The following is a 17,438-nucleotide window of genomic DNA, read 5'->3' as shown; positions in this document are numbered from 1 at the left end:
TCGCCCGGTCGCGGAGTCTTGGAACCGCCCGACCGCCTGTCTCCGGGCTTCGCCCGCCTGCCCGCCCACAACGGCCAACACGCCGGCGGAGGGGTTCAACCTCCACGGGAGTGTTGGCCGTTGTCGTACCCAGTCTTGGCCGAACTGGCGGCGTCCTCCGCCCTCCCCGCCCACTTGGGCCAACCGGTACGCCCACTTGAGCCAAACCGGCGTACCAGTTGGGCCAACTCGACGCCCACAACGGCCAAGACACCGTACGACAACGGCCAACACGGGGGCGGGGGGGTGTTAGCGGGGTGTGAGTGGGGTGGCGACGCCGCATTCGGTGGCTAGGCGGTGGGCTCGGGCGGACAGGTCGGCTGCTTTGGTTTCCTCGCCGAGTTCGTGGTGGGTTCTGGCGAGTTCGGCTACCGCGAGGGTTAGTTCGTAGCGGTCGCCTTCGCGGTCGAGGGTGCCGATGGACTCGCGGAGCAGCGGGAGTCGTTCCTCGGCGGCGCGGGTGATCGCGAGTACCCGCAGGGAGACTCCGCGTGGACTGCCGCCGGCTGGGCAGCGGAGCAGCTGCTCGTAGACCAGGTCGCGGGCCAGGTCGAGTTTGCCGAGGCCGATCAGTGCCTGGGCGGCGTCGGTTCGCCAGGGCACCACGGTGGGCAGGTCGAGTTCCCAGCCGGTCATCAGCTGGCCGCAGGTCTGGAAGTCGGCCAGGGCGGCCTGGTGGCGGTCGGTGGCCAGGTAGTAGCCGCCCCTGGCGCGCAGGTACTGGAGGCCGAAGACACTGCGGAACATCATGTCCGGCACCGGGATCCGCAGGTACCTGGCGGCCTGTTCGTGCTTGCCCATCGCGGTGGTGGCCAGCAGCAGCGAGGGCAACGGCATGGCCAGGAACACGCCCCAGCCCGGCGGCGGGACCAGAGTCACCGCGTCCTCCGCGGAGGCCTCCGCCTCAGCCATCCGGCCCTGCCGGATCTGCACGATCGCCTGCAGCGCCTTGAGCAGCGCCTGCCAGGCCGGCGCCTTCTGGTACTCCGATTCCTTGACCAGGGACTGGCACCAGCTCGCCGCGCTCTCCAGCTTGCCCGCGTAGACCAGCGCGACCACCGCGGCCATGCTGGAGGCCAGTTCCGCCTCATCACGCAGCAGGACCTCGGGCAGCACCTGCTCGGATTTGGCCAGCACGTCGTGGTCCCCGGCGAGCACCCCGGTCAGCATGTCGCTGGCCCAGCGCGGTCCCAGCACACCGGCCGGGACGCCGTCGACGTCGGCGGGGCTGGCGCCGTTGGCGCGGGCCGGTCCGGCCAGTTCCGGGAAGATCGCGCGCAGCCAGCGGCGGACCAGGTCCAGGTCGCCGGAGGTCGCCGCCGCGCCCTGGCCGGGGTTCGGGTCGACCGCGTCGAGCACCGCCAGGGCCTGGTCGAGCTGTCCGTGCCAGGCCAGGTGCCGGCACAGTCCGGCCACATCGGGCGGGGCCAGGCGGCCGTGCCGGGCGTGCGTAACGAGGTCCGGCAGGTAGCGCAGGCCGCGGTGGGGCGCGAACCGCCATTCGGCCTTGGCCAGTTCGGCGGTGAGCCGGGCCTGCTCCCGCTCGTCCGCGCTGATCTCGCGGGCCCGGTGCAGGAAAACCACGGCCGGTTCGCCCTGACCGCATTTCATCGCCTGCTCGGCGGCCTCCTCCAGCACGGGCACCGCCCAGCTGCGGGTGGTGTCCTCGTCCGCGGCGATCAGGTGCCGGGCCACCACCATCGCCGAGCTGCCCCGGTCGTGCAGCACCCTGGCCGCCCGGCCGCTCAGCGCCGCGCGTTCGGTGGGCAGCAGGGTTTCCAGCACGACGGTGCGGGCGGTCTCGTGCCGGAACAGGTAGTCCCGGACCAGGCCGACCCTGGTGAGGATGCCGATGGCCTGCCCGACCGAGGGGACGTCCAGGCCGAGCAACTCGCCCAGCATCGCCTGCGTGTCCGCCCGGCCGGGCGCGGGTAAGTCCGGGCCCAGCACCGCCAGTGCCTGGGCGAGCGCGAGTTCGGCCGGGTCGCCGCGGTAGAGGCAGTAGGAGACCGCGGCACGGAAGGCCTCACCGGGTGCGCAGGCGGCGCGGTTGGCCTGGCAGTCCTCCAGGAAAGCCTGTACCAGCAACGGGTTTCCGCCGGTGACCTGGTGGCAGGAGGCGGCGGTGACCGGTGTGCCGTCCAGCTTGGCGGCGGTCAGCAGCACGCGCACCCCGGCCAGGGACAGCAGATCGAGTCGCAGTTGCCGACAGTGCGGCATGCTGGACAGTTCGGCCTTGACCGCCAGGTACTCCCTGGGTAATCGGGTGTTCTCGGTGAGCACCACCAGGATCCGCGCGGAGCGCACCCGGCGGGCCGCGTGCAGCAGGCATTCCAGCGAGGCCAGATCACTGTGCTGCGCGTCGTCGACGAGTACCACCAAGGGTTTGTCGCCCGCGAACTCCAGCAGCGCGGACCGGAATTCGCGGCAGAACCGGGAGGGGGAATCGCTGTCGGCAGACCGGGTGGCGCCGGTTTCGGCGAGCAGTTCGCCGACCACGCCCAGCGGCTCCGCCCGTTCCCGCGGCGAGGCGGTGGCGGCGAGCACCACGGCGCCGGACTCGGTGGCATACCGGCTGAACTCCTGTAACAGCGCGGTTTTCCCGCTCGCCGGGACACCGCTGATCATCACCACGCCGCCGTTGCCCGTCAGGCAGTCGGTCAGGGTGTCCCGCAGGACCGCGAGTTCGTCGTCCCGGTCGGCCAGGGTCATGATTTCTGCCCGTTGGAGCCTTCGTACAGCTCGTGGTGGTCCACGATCACGTTGGGCACCTTGCGCATCGCGATCAGCGCGGTCACCGCGGCGAGCACCAGCAGCACCGCGCCGGTGACCGCGGTGACGTGCACGGCGTCCACGAAGGCCGACCTGGCCGCCGCGACCACCTGCTGACCGGCCTCGCCGGTGAGCCGGCCTGCCGCCGCGATGGCGTCCCCGATGGACTCGCGGATGGCGGGCACCGCCTCGGCCGGGGTGCCCGGCGGCACCACCAGTCCGGTCCGGTAAACGGTGCTGAGCAGGGTGCCCAGGATGGTGATGCCCAGTGCGCCGCCCAGTTCCTGCGCGGTCTCGGCGATCGCGGAGGCCGCGCCCGCGCTGTCCCTCGGTGCGCTGGCGATGATGTTGTCGGTGGTCACCGCCATGGCCACGCCCAGGCCGCAGCCCAGCACCAGGCCCGCGGTCAGCAGCAGGGCCAGGCCGGGAGTCACGCTGATCCAGTTGAAGGCCAGGAATCCGGCGGCGGACAGGCCCAGTCCGGCGCAGACCACGCCGCCGCGGCCCAGTCTGGCCACGAGTTGGCCGCCCAGGGTGGCGCCGAGGGTGATGCCGAAGACGATCGGCAGGAAGGCCAGTCCGGTGTTGAACGGTGGCCAGCCCCAGGCGAACTGGAGTAGCTGGGTGAAGGCGAAGGACAGCACGACCAGGGTGAACACCGTGATCAGGTTGGCCACGATGGAGGCGGAGAAGGCCGGGTAGCGGAACAACCGCACGTCCATGAACGGGTGTGCCAGCCGCTTCTGCCGCCGCACGAACACCACCAGCAGCGCCAGCCCGAGCACCGCGGCCCCGATCACGTCCGGTTTGGTGAGACCGGACAGCGGTGCTTCCTTGATCGCGTAGACCACCGCGACGATGCCGATCGCGGACAGCGCCGCGCTGAGCAGGTCGATCCGGCCGGGCCGCGGGTTGCGGGATTCGGGCAGGACCAGGAATCCGCCGATGACGATCAGCAGCACCACCGGGATGTTGATCAGGAACACCGTGCCCCAGTGGAAGTTCTGCAGCAGCGCGCCGCCGACCAGTGGCCCCAGTGCGGCGCCGCCCGCGCCGACCGCGCTCCACACGCCGATGGCCATGGAACTCTCTTTGGGATCGGTGAAGACGTTGCGCAGGATGGACAACGTGGACGGCATCACGGTGGCCGCCGCCGCGCCCTGCACCGCCCGCGCCACGATCAGCAGTTCCGCGCTGGGCGCGTAGGCCACCGCCACCGAGGCCAGCCCGAACAGCGTGGTGCCGATGAGCAGCAGTCGTCTACGGCCGATCCGATCGCCCAGGTTGCCCATGGTGATCAGCAATCCGGCCAGGGCGAAGGTGTAGGCGTTGGCGATCCAGAGCAGCTGGACCGCCGAGGGTTGCAGGTCGACGGTGAGCGCGGGGATCGCCAGGTGCAGCACGGTCAGGTCGATGGCCAGCAGCATCATCGCCAGGCAGGTGACTGCCAGTACCGCCCACTTCCGCGCCTTGGTCATGCTCGCAGTCTGGCCGCCGCGGCTGACCTCTCGCGGACCACTTGCTGACGGTGTTCGGCGAGCAGGGCCAGCGCCTCGTCCGCGGACATCGACTCGCCCTTGCCCCGCAGATCCTCGAACCGTTCCACGCCAAGGGTTTCCACGGCCGCCGCGGCAACCCGCCCGGTGTCCGGATCGCCTGCCCTGGACCTGCCGCGCAGGGCCGCGCCCGCGCCGAGCAGGGTCGCGGCGCGGTCCCCGTCCCCGGCCAGCACCGCGACTCCGGCCAGGGCTTCGGCGGCCTTGGCCAGGTCGTCGGAGGCCCCGTTGGCCGATCCGACGGCGACTGCCTCGCCCAGCAGTTCCCTGGCTCCGGCGAGGTCGCCGTCCGCGGTGCGCAGGCGGGCCAGCGCGATCAGCACCCGCAGCCGGATGTCGTCCTCGGTCCACGCGGCGGCGGGCAGATCGGAGTGCGCCGACTCCATCAATCGCCGGGCCTGGGCCAGATCCCCGGCCAGCCGGGCGAGTTCGCCGAGGCCGTGCCGGGCCGCGGCCAGCGCGTGCGGCAGGTCGGCGCGGTCGGCCAGCTCGATGGCCAGCTCGAAGTCGGCGCGGCCACCGTCCGGGTCGCCCGCGCGGACCCTGGCCTCGCCGCGTTCGCACAGCAGGTCGGCCATGTCGGCGATCGCGCCCATCTCCTCGACCAGGTCGATCGCCTCGCTGGTCAGCGCGATCGCCTGCTCGTGCTCGCCGCGCCAGCTGCGCAGGGTGCCCAGCGGGATCAGCGTGGAGGCCATGCCGAGGCGTTCGCGCAGGTGGCGGAAGATGTCCAGGGCGGCGGCCAGTTCGGCCTCGGCGTCGTCGAGCCGCCCGCCCGCGATGGCCGCGACCCCTCGGTTGGCCCTGGCCGCGGCGCGCGTCCAGCGGTCCTGGCTGTCCTCGCTGTGCCGGATCACCGATTCGGCGGCGCGCGGGTTGGCCATGAACCGGACGACGTAGGGCCAGAACATGGTCAGCAGCGGGTAGCGCGGCGCCCGGTCGATGCCGTCCAGGACCTGTTCGGCGTAGAGGATGTGCGGTTGCAGGTCGCGGTCGGCGGCCCCGCCCATGGCCCCGGCGAGCACGCACATCACGTACTCCTCCTCCAGGCCCGGTGGGCAGGTGGTGCCGAGGGCGTCCAGGATCTCCCCGGCCCAGCCGCCGTCGCCGAGTTTGCCGCGCATCAGCCAGTCGGTGCTGAGCACCGCGACCAGTTGCAGGGCCAGCCGCAGGTCGTTGGTCACCGCCCAGCGCACGGCGGCGTGCGTGTCGTCGTCCCCGGCGGCCACCACACCGAGCCAGTGCCGTTGCCCGGAGCTGCGCAGTCGCGGTTCGGCCTGGCGGGCCAGGCGCAGGAAGTACTCGGCGTGCGTGCGGCGCAGCCGGGTCTCCTCCTCGGTGGCCGCGAGTTGTTCGGCGCAGAACGCGCGCACGGTCTCCAGCATGCGGAAGCGGCCGCCGGTGACCTCGACCAGTGACTTGTCGGCCAGCCCGGTCAGCACGTCCAGGGGTGTGCGGCAGACCTGTTCCACCGCTTCGAGGGTGACCTCACCGGCGAAAACGGCCATCCGGCGGGCGGCGGTGCGCTCGTCTTCGCTGAGCAGGTCCCAGCTCCAGGCCACCACCGCGCGCAGTTTCCGGTGTCGCGGCGAGGCGGTGCGGCTGCCCTGGGACAGCAGCGCGAACCGGTCGTCGAGGCGGGCCGCGACCTCGGCGGCGGGCAGGGCGCGCAGCCGGGCGGCGGCCAGTTCGATCGCTAGGGGCAAGCCGTCCAGGGACCGGCAGATGTGCAGTGCGGCCTCATCCAGCTCGAAGCCGGGCCGGACCGCGCTGGCCCGGTCCAGCAGCAGCCGGACCGCCGGGAACGCCGAGGCCTCGGTGGGCGGGGTTCCCGGTGGTGGCAAGCCCAGGGTGCGTACCGGGTAGAGCGTTTCGCCGGTGATGCCCAGTGGTTCCCGGCTGGTGGCCAGGATGCGCAGGCCGGGGCAGGCGCTGAGCAGCCGGTCGGCCAGGTCGGCCGCTGCTGCCACCACGTGCTCGCAGTTGTCCAGCAGGAGCAGCACCGGCCGCTGGGCGAGCACGGCGGTGAGCCGGTCGACCGGGTTGCTGGCGGCGGGCGCGTGCAGCAGTCCGGTGTCCCGCAGTCCCAGCGCGCCGAGGACCGCGTGCGGCACCTCGCTGCCGTCACCCAGCCGGGCCAGTTCGACGAGACAGGTCTCCGGCTCCCGCCTGCCCACTTCGAGGGCCAGCCGGGTCTTGCCGGAGCCCCCCGGCCCGGTCAGCGTGACCAGGCGCAACTCGCCCAGCAGCCGGGCCACGGCGGGCACGTCCTCGTCCCGGCCGACGAAGCTGGTCAGTTGCGCGGGCAGGCTCGCGGGCCGCGGGGACGCGGCCGGGGGCGCGGGTACCGGTGCGAACATCTCGCCCGCCAGCACTGCCCGGTGTGCCTCGGCCAGTTCCCCTCCCGGGCTGGCGCCGAGCTGCTCGACCAGGGCCCGCCGGGTGTGCTCGAACACCGCCAGCGCGTCGGCCTGGCGGCCGCTGAGGCACAGCGCGCGCATGAGCAGTCCGCAGGCGCGTTCCCGCAGTGGCTGGGCGGCGACCAGGCGCTGGAGTTCGCTCACCGGCCCGGCGTGCTCGCCCAGGGTCAGCTCGGCCTCGGCGCGGTCCTCGACCACCGCGGCGCGCAACTCCTCCAGGCTGACCGCGTAGGCCACCACCGAGCGGGCGTCCACGCCGGTGAGCGCGGGTCCGCGCCAGAGACTGAGTGCCCGGCCGAGCAGGGCGGCGGCACCGGCGTGATCGCCCGCGGCCAGCGCTCGCCTGCCCTCGGCGGCCACCCGCTCGAACAGGTAGGCGTCCACCTCGGACGGGTCGACCGCCAGCCGGTAGCCGGAGCCGGTGTGCTCGATGGGCAGGTCCAGGGAGCTGCGTAATCGGGAGACCTGCCGTTGCAGCGCGTTCACCGCGCCCGAGGGCGCCGCGCCGCCGTACTCCTCGTCGATGAGCTGCTCCACCGGCACCACCCGGCCGACGTTCATCAGCAGCAGGGCCAGCAGATCCCGCAGCCTGGCCCCGCGCACGGTGACCGCGCGCCCGGTGGGCAACCGCACCTCGATCGGCCCGAGGACGGAGAACCGCACAGTGGTCATCATCGTGGTACCGCTCCCCCTCCCGGCATGGTTACCCAGTCTGCCAGGGCAGACCCGGCTTTAGCCGGAGATTGGCCAGCCTTCAGGTAGCCGCGATGTGCTGACCCCGTCCAGCTCGTCAGTTCGCCTCCGGAGGATCTCGTGCGCATTCTCTTCGCCCCGCTCCCCCAGGTCAGCCACTACTTCCACCTGGTGCCACTGGGCTGGGCCTGCCGCGCCGCCGGGCATGAGGTGCGGGTCGCGGCCCAGCCCGCGCTCGCCGAGCACATCACCCGATCCGGGCTGACCGGCGTCCCGCTCAGTGAGGTGGCCGCCGACGGTGACTGGCTCAAGGTGGACATGGCGGCGCTGACCGCGCTGCCGCCGGAACAGCGGCTGCGGAAGCTGCGCGAGGTGCGGACCCGGCAGTTCGTCGCGATGGCCGATGCCGCCGCCGACGACCTGGTCTCCTTCGCGAAGTCCTGGCAGCCCGACCTGGTGGTGGCCGACCCGCTGAACCTGGCCGCCCCCTTGGTCTCGGAGACCCTCGGCGTGCCACTGGTGCACCACCTGTGGAGCCCGGATGTGGCCAGGCACCTCGGCTATCCCGGTCTCGGCCTGCCGGTGGCGGAGTGGCCCACCGAGCTGATCGAGCTGTACCAGCGGTTCGGCCTGGAGATCCGGCCCGGGTACGCGCGGCACACCATCGACCCGTGCCCGGACAGCCTGCAGAGCGCCGAGGTGCCCGACCGGATCCCAATGCGGTACGTGCCCTACAACGGCAACAGCCCGCTGCCGGACTGGCTGCGGCAGCCCGCCGGACGACCGCGGGTCTGCGTGTCCTGGGGCTACACGCACAACCCGGCGGGCGGCGGCGGTTCCCGGCTGCCCGAGGTGGTCGCGGCGCTGGCCGCCTTCGACGTGGAGGTGGTCGTCGCGGTGGCCAAGCTGGACAGTGAACTGCTCGGCGACCTGCCGGCGGATGTGCGCGTCGTGGCGGAACTGCCACTGCAACTGCTGCTGCCCACCTGTAGCGCGGTGGTGCACCACGGCGGCGGCGGCACGATGTTCACCGCGGCCGTCTACGGCGTGCCGCAGGTGGTGGTGATCCCGGACGCGATCGCCGCCGCGCTGCTGACCGGCCCGCTGTCGGACTGCCGGATCGGCGTCTGCCTGGAGTCGGACGCGAGCGTGGACGAGATCAAGTCCGCGGTCGGCTCGGTGCTGGCGGACAGCGCGCAGGAGGGGATTCAGCGGCTGCGTAAGGAAATCCTGGCCACCCCGACCCCGGCCGCCATCGTGCCCCGCCTGGAAGCTCTGGTGGCACAACGGAGCTGACCCGGCCAAGTACCGGAAGCGCTGCTATCTCAGCCCTTTCGCGTGGTCTGGCGGGCACTGAATGACGCGCTGATCGCGGTCCGGCCGCGGGTGATCGGATCACCGGGCAGCCCGACACGATGCGAGACGTGAAACTGTTGTCAAGAACAGTCGGCGGCGGACGGGTGCTCGTGATCACCGCCCTGTCCGCCGCCCTGCTGGCCGGTACCGTCCAGCCAGTGCACGCCGGTGCCGAGCCACCGGTTTCCCTCACCGACACCCAGTGGTCCAGCGTGCTCTTCGCCGCAGGCATGCGGATCAAGAACGACGGCATCGACCTCGACAAGGACATCATCGCCAGCGCCGAACTGCTGGACTGGCGGGCCGCCAACCCCGGCGCGGACGCCCGCGCGGTGCGCATCCACCTCGGTGAGCTGCGCTCGGCCTTCCACAGCAAGCTCTCCGTCGAGCAGACCCGGCGACCGCACGCGGAGATCCTGCGCAGGCTGCTCACCATCACCTACGACACCCCCGGCACGGTGATCACCGGCCCGCGGCTGACCCGGCTGCTCGCCGTGGTCGCCGGGCGGGATCTCACCCAGGCGGTCAAGACCCGCCAGCAGCGGCTCACCGGGACGCAGCAGGGCCTGGACCTGGACGCTGCGTTCGCCGGGTTCGAGTCCGAGGTGTGGGCCGCGGTGCACGAGCTGGCCGGGCGGGACGCGGTGTTCGCCGCGGGCTGGCGGGAGCAGATCGGCTCGGCGGCCCCGGGCCAGCCCTTCGCCCTGGACGTCACCGCGGACGTGAACACGCTCAAATCGCTGCCGGTGCTGCGGGACCTGGTCAACGTGGACGCGTTCAAGGCCAGTGGTGAGCGCGGCAAGACCGCCTTCGTCGCCGAGGGCGCGCGCCAGCTCGCCCCGGCCCAGGACAAGCTGGACGCGGCCACCCAGCAGCTCACCGACCTGCTCAAGGCGACCGAGGGCGGCCAGCCGATGCCGGGCACCGAGGTGCCCGCGCCGGACCAGGCCGCGGTGGAGCTGGCCGCCAGGGAGGCCAAGGACCGGCAGAAGATCATCGACGACGCCAAGGGCGTGGTCGAGTACGTGGTCGGCGCGGTCAAGTTCCTCGACGGCGGCGCGGGCGCGAAGCTGAAGATGTGGGCGGAGACCGCCTACAAGATCGCCACCCAGGCCAACGAGCTGATCACCGCGCTCAAGACCCTGGGCGCGGCCACCAGCATCGGCGCGGCCTTCGGCGGGATCGGCGCGGTGGTCGGCGCGGCCGTCGGCCTGGTGCAGATCTTCTCCGGGCTACTCGGCGGCGGCGCGGACAAGCAGGCCCAGCAACAGATCATGGACGCGATCAACCGCGGCTTCCAGAACGTGCAACGAAGTCTGGAGATCATCCACGAGACCATGACCAAACGCTTCGACCGTATCGACAGCGCGCTCAACACCATCTACGCCGAGATGCGCACCGGGTTCGCCGAACTGGGCCAGCTCATCCAGCAGGTCGGCGCGAACCTCGCGGTGGTGCACGATCAGCTGCTGACCCTGCAGACCCGGTTGCAGTCCTTCGGCAAGGCCGTGCTGGACGGGCTCAGCGACGGCCAGAAGGTCGAGTTCCTCAACGCGGTCACCCAGTACGTGGACTACCCGGCCTACAACAACGGCGCCACCCTGCCCACCTACGACAACCACTACGTGCCCGCGGTGTCCCGGTTCCTGAACATGGGCGTCGACGTGGCCCGCAACAGCACCTTCACCGCACACAACTACAGCGACACCGACGCGCTGAGTGTGCTGGGCAGCAAGGGGCCAGCCGGTGCGGTGGACTGGCTGGCCAACTACGCCAACCAGAACTACGGCACCACCTTCACCGTCTCCCAGCCGGGCGTCGGAGTGTCCAATGTGGACCTGTGGGCCTCGGCGGCCCGCGCCTACTACCTGACCGCCCTGCAGAACCCGAAGTTCGCCGGGCAGGAAGGCCCCGCGCAGCAGCGGGCCACCGACCTGATCAACACCGGGCTGGAGGTCAGCAGGCAGACCAAACGGTTCAACGCTCCGGACACCGCCCGCGAGGACAAGGTCAGCGCGCTTTACCGCGGCCTGGCCACCGACTACAAGTCCAAGCTGGAGAACTTCCTCGCCGCCACCAGTGCCGACACCCTGCGCAAGCGGTCGCCGGTGATGCACGAGGGCAGGCAGTTCGACCTGTTCAACCCCTACCAGCAACTCACCACCGAACAGAACGCGAAGCTGTCCCCGCCCCCGCCGACCACGCGCTCCTGCGACGGCTCGCACTGGGCCGAGATCAAGACGCCGCCGTTCATCGACGAGCTGGACAGCATCCACGCCTACGCCTATCCCTACCGGATCGGCCGCTGGATCGACCCCGGCTGGGGCCTGCAGGTCTGCTACGAGGGCGCCAAGGTCACCCGCTCGCCCACCGAGGCCCTGTGCACCTCCAGCAACTGCCAGTACACCTTCCACACCAGACTCGACATCCGCTTCTTCGAGTCGGTGACCGGTCCGCCAGGACCACCGCGCCGGTGGCGGCAGCTCAACGGCATCAAGTACTTCCCCACCTGCATCTGGAACGGCAGGCCAGGGCAGCCCGCGCCACCGCCGCCGCACTGCGCCAACCCCGACGTCAGCCCGAACCTGGAACAGGCGTTGCAGGCCGATGTGCGCTACACGCACCGCTTCGACCAGAACCACCACCTGCCGGTCGAGGGCGATCCGGTGGGCGATCTGATCAGCGAGCGGCAGGCCCGCTTCTACGACGTCCTCGCCTACGAGACGAGCAAGGACGGCATCGCCGCCGGGCACGCGCTGAACAACACGGTGCTGCTGTACCAGGCGTTCACCGACCTGGGTTTCCCGCGCGCCAAGCTCAACGACGACCAGCTGCACGCGCTGCTCTACGGCGCGCACGGCCTGATCGCCAACCGCCCGCCGGTGCCCGGCAGCGTCGGCAGTCCGATGCTGACCGCGCTCTACCAGCAGGCGGCGAAAGCCCAGCGGGAAGGCGGGATCCGCGGCAAGCTCACCCTGGAGTTGGTGAACGACAACAAGTCCGGCACACCGCCAGTGGACTGCGCGGGTTTCCGCGCGGTGGGCGTGGACCCGATTTCGCGCTGCCTGCACCAGATCGGCGCGGCCCGCGGCGACCGGCTGTACCAGCGGATGAGCACCCAGTTCCGGGCGGTGGCCGACGGCGCCCAGACCCAGACGCTGCCGCTGGTGGACGAGGTGCTGGACACCCTCAAGCTGGTCCGCCAGCACGCCCGCACCGCCTACCCCAACGGCCTTCCGAACTAGTTCTCCTTGTCCTGAAAGGAAGTGAGTCATGCGCGTGCGCGAAATCCGCCACGGGCTGCTCCTGCTCCTGTCCTCGGCGACGGTGCTGGCGGCGTTGCCGCTGCCCGCCACCGCGGCCACCCCGGCGAACACGCCGGGGGTGATCACCACCTATGCCGGCAACGGCGCCACCACCGGTCCGCTCGGCGACAACGGCCCGGCCGCCGCCGCCCTGCTGGACTCCCCGGCCGGACTCGCCAGGGACGCCGCGGGCAACACCTACGTGGCCGAGTACTGGGGTTCCCGGGTCCGCAGGATCACCCCGGCCGGGGTGATCAGCACCGTGGCCGGCACCGGCCAGTTCGGTTCCGGGCCCGATGGCGGCCCGGCCACCGCGACCCAGTTGCAGACCCCGCACGGGCTCGCCGTGGACAGCAAGGGCAACCTCTACCTGTCCGACTACCTGGCCTCGCGGGTCCGCAAGGTCAGCCCGCAGGGCTTGATCAGCACGGTCGCGGGCACCGGCGCCTACGGCTACGGCGGCGACGGCGGCCCGGCCGCGCAAGCAGTCCTCAATGGACCGTCGGGGCTGGCCGTGGACAAGGCGGACAACCTCTACATCGCCGACACCGACAACAACCGCATCCGCCGGATCACCGCCGACGGCCGCATCAACACCGTCGCGGGCACCGGTGCGCCGGGCACCGAGACCGACCGGCTGTCCGGGCCGCGGGGTGTGGTGGTCAACGCCGCTGGCATCCTGTTCATCGCCGACACCGGCAACAACCGGGTGCAGCTCAAGGAATCCTCGCCGTACGCCCGCACCATCGCCGGTCCGGGCGCGCCGTTCCAGGCGATCAAAGAACTGAACGGGCCACGCGGACTCGGTCTGGACCCGGGCGACAACCTCTACATCGCCGACACCGGCAACAATCGGGTGCTCGCGCTGACCGCCCAGCTCAAGGCCCGCGCGCAGGCCGGTGACGGCACCGCCGGGTACTCCGGCGACGGCGGGCAGGCCGTGGTGGCCAAGGTGCGCGCACCCGGCGCGGTGGTCATCGACGGCCTGGCCCACCTGTTCATCGCCGACCGGGACAACCACCGGGTCCGCCGGGTGCAGGCCGGCCGGCTGATGACCACCTTCGCCGGGGACGGCAGCCAGAACACCCACGGCGACGGCGGTCCGGCGCTGAAGGCGGGCTTCTACGAGCCGAGGGCGGTCGCCATCGGCCGCGACGGCACCATGTACGTGACCGACTCCCAGGTCGGCTCGATCCGCAAGATCACCCCGGCCGGGATCATCTCCACCGTGGTGACCGGCGCCAAGGCACCACACGGACTGGCCGTGGACAGCAAGGGCAACCTCTTCTTCGTCGACGCCTACCTGGCCGTGGTCCGCAAACTCGATCTCCAGGGCGTGCTCACCACCGTGGCCGGACGCACCGGGGAACGCGGCTACGCCGGGGACGGCGGCCCGGCCACCGCGGCACTGCTCGGCGAGACCCCGCAACACATCGCGCTGGACGGGGCGGACAACCTCTACATCGCCGACAACGCCAACTTCCGCGTCCGCAAGGTCGACGCCCAGGGCATCATCACCACCTTCGCCGGCACCGGGGTGAAGGGCTACTCCGGGGACGGCGGCCCGGCGACCGCGGCCCAGCTCAACCCGGCCGTCAGCTACGCCTCGGTGGCCGCCGACCAGGCGGGCAACGTCTACCTCGCCGACAAGGGCAACCACCGCATCCGCAAGATCAACCCGCAGGGTGTGATCAGCACGGTCGCGGGCACCGGCGTCGAACCATCGCCGATCCTGGCGCCGTCCCAGCCCGACGGCGCCCAGGCGACCACGGTGGCGCTGTGGTCACCCGGCCAGATCGCCACCGACCGGGCCGGGAACTTCTACTTCATGGAGATCGGGCGAATCCGCAAGGTCGATCCGAACGGGGTGCTGCACACCATGGCCGGTCCGGACGCCCGCTCCGGCGAGGGCCATGACCTCACCAGTGGCGGCGACGGCGGCCCCATCGCGCTGGCCGAGTTCGGGGTGGCCTGGGGCCTGACCCTTGACGCAGCCGGGAACCTGTACGTGGCCGACGGCAAGACCCGGACAATCCGCCGGATTCCGGCGCCGTGAGCACTCCCCTGGGTCGCCGATCCGCATCGGCGACCCAGGGGCGGGCGGAATCATGCACGATATCGCATCCGTTGACGAAGTAAATAAACCTTCCTAACCTCGCATCATGTCTGAGACTCCGCGAGGCAGAAGGTCTCAACCCACCCGCGATGCCGCCAACGCGCCCCGCCTCGCGGAGCTGTACGAGGACGCCGTGCGGCGCTACTCCCGCCGCAACGTCTTCCGGGTCGGCGCCCTGGGCGCCGCGGCACTCGCCACCGGCGGCGTGCTGGCCCCCGAAGCCGCCGCTGCCCCGTCCGGTCCAACCGTGTTGCTCAACGCCGACACCGTGGCCGGGTCGGCGTTACGGCCGTTCGGGCGGCACCTGGCCTTCGGCGCGGACGCCGCCCGGTCGGTGGTGGTCTCCTGGCAGACACCGGCCAGGGTGACCGCGCCCTACCTCCGCTTCGGCACTAGCCCCGGCGAGTTCGGCCCGGCCGTGCCCGCCGAGGTGCGTGCGCTGACCAGTGATCTGGCCTGGCAGAAACCGGATCACACGTTCTCGCCGCACCTGGGCAAGGCGGTCACCCAGTACTACCACCACGTCCGGCTGGACGACCTGCTGCCGAACACCACCTACTACTACCTGGTGGGCCACCAGGGTTATGACCCCACGACCAGCGGGCGGATCGGCGAGCTGGCCACCTTCCGCACCGCGCCGACCCCGGCAGGCGGCGGCGCCTTCGCCTTCACCGCCTTCGGCGATCAGGGCGTGAACTACAACGCGCTGGCCACCAACAGCCTCATCGCCGATCTCGCACCGCAGTTCCACCTGGCCATGGGGGACATGAGTTACGCGCTCAACGGCGAGGGCGGCCACCCGGCCGAGGACATTTACGACGCACGCAAGTGGGACTCCTTCTTCGCCCAGAACGAGCCGATCGCGGCGGAGATCCCGTGGATGGTCGCGCTCGGCAACCACGAGATGGAGGGCTGGTAGGACAACTTCGGCTACGGCGGGATGCGGGCCCGGTTCTCCATGCCGGACAACGCCTGGGCCGGGTCGACCTGTATCTACTCCTGGCGGTACCAGAACGTCGGCCTGCTCAGCCTGGACGGCAACGACATCTGCTACAACAGCCCGTCCAACCTCGACTACACCGAGGGCAAACAGCTGCGCTGGCTGGAGGCGCAGCTGGCCAGGTTCCGCGCTGATCCCACCATCGACTTCATCGTGGTCTACTGCCACCAGTGCACCTACTCCACTTCGGACTCCAACGGCGCCGAGCTTGGCGCGCAACAGAAGTGGGCCCCGCTGTTCGACCGGTACCAGGTGGACCTTGTCCTCAATGGACACAACCACGTCTACGAGCGCACCGACCCGATTCGCGGCAACAAGGGCACCCGGACCGCGCCGATCCGCAGCACGGTCAACCCGGTCAAGGACGGCACCACCTACATCACCGCGGGCGGTGGCGGCGAGAGCGTGAACAAGTGGACCGACCGCGGCATCGACGACTCCTACCTGGGCCACGTCCGGGACGCCACTGCGACGATGCGGCTGGACCAGCAGGACGGTCCGACCGAGCTGATCAAGGTGAACTGGTCCCGGGTGCGCTACCGCGGCTACAGCCTGGTCTCCGGCGAGGTCACCCCGGCCGCCAACGGCAATCCCGCCCAGCTGAGGATCCGCGCGCTCACCGAAACCGGCGTGCTGGTCGACGAGATCACCCTGCGGCGCAGCTGATCCAGCCCACTTGCCCTAGCAGATAAGGCTTCCTCATGTCTGACACTGCGCACCACTCGCGACGACCGCTCGGCAGGCACCTGGCCTATGGCGCGGATCCGTCCCGGCAGATGTCGATCTCCTGGCAGGAACTGGGCCCGGTGACCGGACCCTACGTCCGGATCGCGACCGAGCCAGGCAAATTCGGCCCCCCGATCGCCGCCGAGCCACGCACACTCAAGAGCGAACTCTCCTGGCAGCACGGCGAACACGACTTCCCGCCGCACGCCCCGCCCACCATGAGCCAGTACTACCTGCACGTCCGGCTCGGCAACCTCTCCCCCGGCGCCACCTACCAGTACGTCGTGGGCCACCAGGGCTACGATCCCCTTGCCAGCGGCCGCATCGGCGAGATCGCGAGTTTCCGCACCGCACCCGCCGTGGGCAGCAGCACGCCGTTCAGCTTCACCGCGGTCGGCGACCAGGGCATCGGCTACAACGCGCGCCGGGCCAACAGCGCGATCGCGGATCTGGCCCCGGCCTTCCACCTCGCGCTGGGCAACCTGAGTTACGCCATCACTTCGGGCAAAGCGGGCGTGGAGGGCGGGCACACCGACACCGACCAGTACGACGCCGCGCGGTGGGATTCTTACTTCGCGCAGAACGACATCGTGGCTTCGGGCATCCCGTGGATGATCGCGCTCGGCAACCGCGAGATGGAGGATTGGTACGCTGGCAACGGTTATGGCGGCGCCGCCGCGCGATTCGCCATGCCGGACAACGCCTGGAGCGGGTCCACCGGCATCTACTCCTGGCGGTACCAGAACGTCGGGCTGCTCAGCCTGGACGGCAACGACCTCTGCTACCGCAACACCGCGAACTACGACCACACCAAGGGCAAACAGCTCAGGTGGCTCGACAGTCAGCTGGCCAGGTTCCGCGCTGACCGCACCGTCGACTTCATCGTGGTCTACCTGCACCAGGCCCCCTTCTCCACCGCCGAGCGCGGCGCGGAGCTTGTGGCGCAACAGAAGTGGGCCCCGCTGTTCGACAAGCACAAGGTCGACCTGGTGCTCAACGCGCACAACCGCCTCTACGAGCGCACCGACCCGATCCGCGCGGGCAAGGGTACCCGGCAGGTACGGCCCCGCGGCACGGTCAACCCGACCACCGACGGCACCACCTACCTCACCGCCGGCGGTGGCGGCCAGGGCCTGGACGCGATCTACCAGAACGCCCCGGAGAGCTACCTGGACCACGAGAACACCAGTGGCACGCCGACCATGCGCTGCTTCAACAAGAACAGCTCGAAGTTCACCGAGACCAAGGTCAGCTGGTCCCGGGTGCGGTATCGCGGGTACAGCCTGGTGGCGGTCGAGGTCACCCCGGCCGCCAACGGCACTCCGGCTCAGCTCAAGGTCCGGGCGCTGGCCGAGGACGGCACGCTGATCGACGAGATCACCGTCCGGCGGTAGCCCGTCCCATTTAAGTCAGCTGATTGACTTACATCCTCCTCGTGGCCATGCTGGTGGCAGA

The 17,438-nt window shown here is 70.9% G+C and carries 9 protein-coding genes; 6 read left to right on the top strand and 3 right to left on the bottom strand.

Annotated features, from left to right (window positions below; translation table 11 throughout):
- Positions 1 to 288: 288 nt before the first annotated feature.
- The 3 genes from ACTOWY_RS34640 to ACTOWY_RS34630 are packed head-to-tail and all read right to left on the bottom strand — an operon-like array spanning position 289 to position 7,462.
- Positions 289 to 2,751 carry an AAA family ATPase gene (locus ACTOWY_RS34640; protein WP_441313819.1) on the bottom strand — a complete coding sequence of 821 codons (2,463 nt, stop codon included), beginning with the start codon at positions 2,749 to 2,751 and terminating at the stop codon, positions 289 to 291.
- Positions 2,748 to 4,289 (bottom strand): MFS transporter, encoded by a 1,542-nt coding sequence (locus ACTOWY_RS34635; RefSeq protein WP_441313818.1) that lies wholly within the window; start codon positions 4,287 to 4,289, stop codon positions 2,748 to 2,750. Before ACTOWY_RS34635 ends, ACTOWY_RS34640 begins: the two co-directional genes overlap by 4 nt.
- The gene (locus tag ACTOWY_RS34630) at positions 4,286 to 7,462 is read right to left on the bottom strand and encodes a BTAD domain-containing putative transcriptional regulator (RefSeq protein WP_441313817.1); all 3,177 of its coding nucleotides are present in this window, start codon (positions 7,460 to 7,462) and stop codon (positions 4,286 to 4,288) included. Before ACTOWY_RS34630 ends, ACTOWY_RS34635 begins: the two co-directional genes overlap by 4 nt.
- 138 nt (positions 7,463 to 7,600) lie before the next feature.
- On the opposite strand from ACTOWY_RS34630, the gene ACTOWY_RS34625 reads away from it, so the two are divergent.
- From ACTOWY_RS34625 to ACTOWY_RS34600, 6 genes are all read left to right on the top strand, one after another.
- On the top strand, positions 7,601 to 8,776 hold the full coding sequence (locus ACTOWY_RS34625; RefSeq protein WP_441313816.1) for a nucleotide disphospho-sugar-binding domain-containing protein: 1,176 nt from the start codon (positions 7,601 to 7,603) through the stop codon (positions 8,774 to 8,776).
- A gap of 128 nt (positions 8,777 to 8,904) precedes the next feature.
- Entirely contained in the window at positions 8,905 to 12,081 is a 3,177-nt protein-coding gene (locus ACTOWY_RS34620; RefSeq protein WP_441313815.1) for a hypothetical protein, read from the top strand.
- A gap of 28 nt (positions 12,082 to 12,109) precedes the next feature.
- Positions 12,110 to 14,197: an NHL domain-containing protein gene (locus ACTOWY_RS34615; RefSeq protein WP_441313814.1), complete on the top strand. Its 2,088-nt coding sequence runs from the start codon at positions 12,110 to 12,112 to the stop codon at positions 14,195 to 14,197.
- Between the two features lie 106 nt (positions 14,198 to 14,303).
- Positions 14,304 to 15,176: a purple acid phosphatase family protein gene (locus tag ACTOWY_RS34610; protein WP_441313813.1), complete on the top strand. Its 873-nt coding sequence runs from the start codon at positions 14,304 to 14,306 to the stop codon at positions 15,174 to 15,176.
- A gap of 21 nt (positions 15,177 to 15,197) precedes the next feature.
- Positions 15,198 to 15,923, top strand: a complete 726-nt coding sequence (locus ACTOWY_RS34605; RefSeq protein WP_441313812.1) for a metallophosphoesterase family protein — start codon at positions 15,198 to 15,200, stop codon at positions 15,921 to 15,923.
- A 35-nt stretch (positions 15,924 to 15,958) separates the two neighbouring features.
- Positions 15,959 to 17,377, top strand: a complete 1,419-nt coding sequence (locus ACTOWY_RS34600; protein WP_441313811.1) for a purple acid phosphatase family protein — start codon at positions 15,959 to 15,961, stop codon at positions 17,375 to 17,377.
- Positions 17,378 to 17,438 lie beyond the last annotated feature (61 nt).

The sequence above is a fragment of the Crossiella sp. CA198 genome, from assembly GCF_052078295.1.
Classification (GTDB): Bacteria; Actinomycetota; Actinomycetes; order Mycobacteriales; family Pseudonocardiaceae; genus Crossiella.
This window is presented reverse-complemented; position numbering and strand designations above follow the sequence as displayed.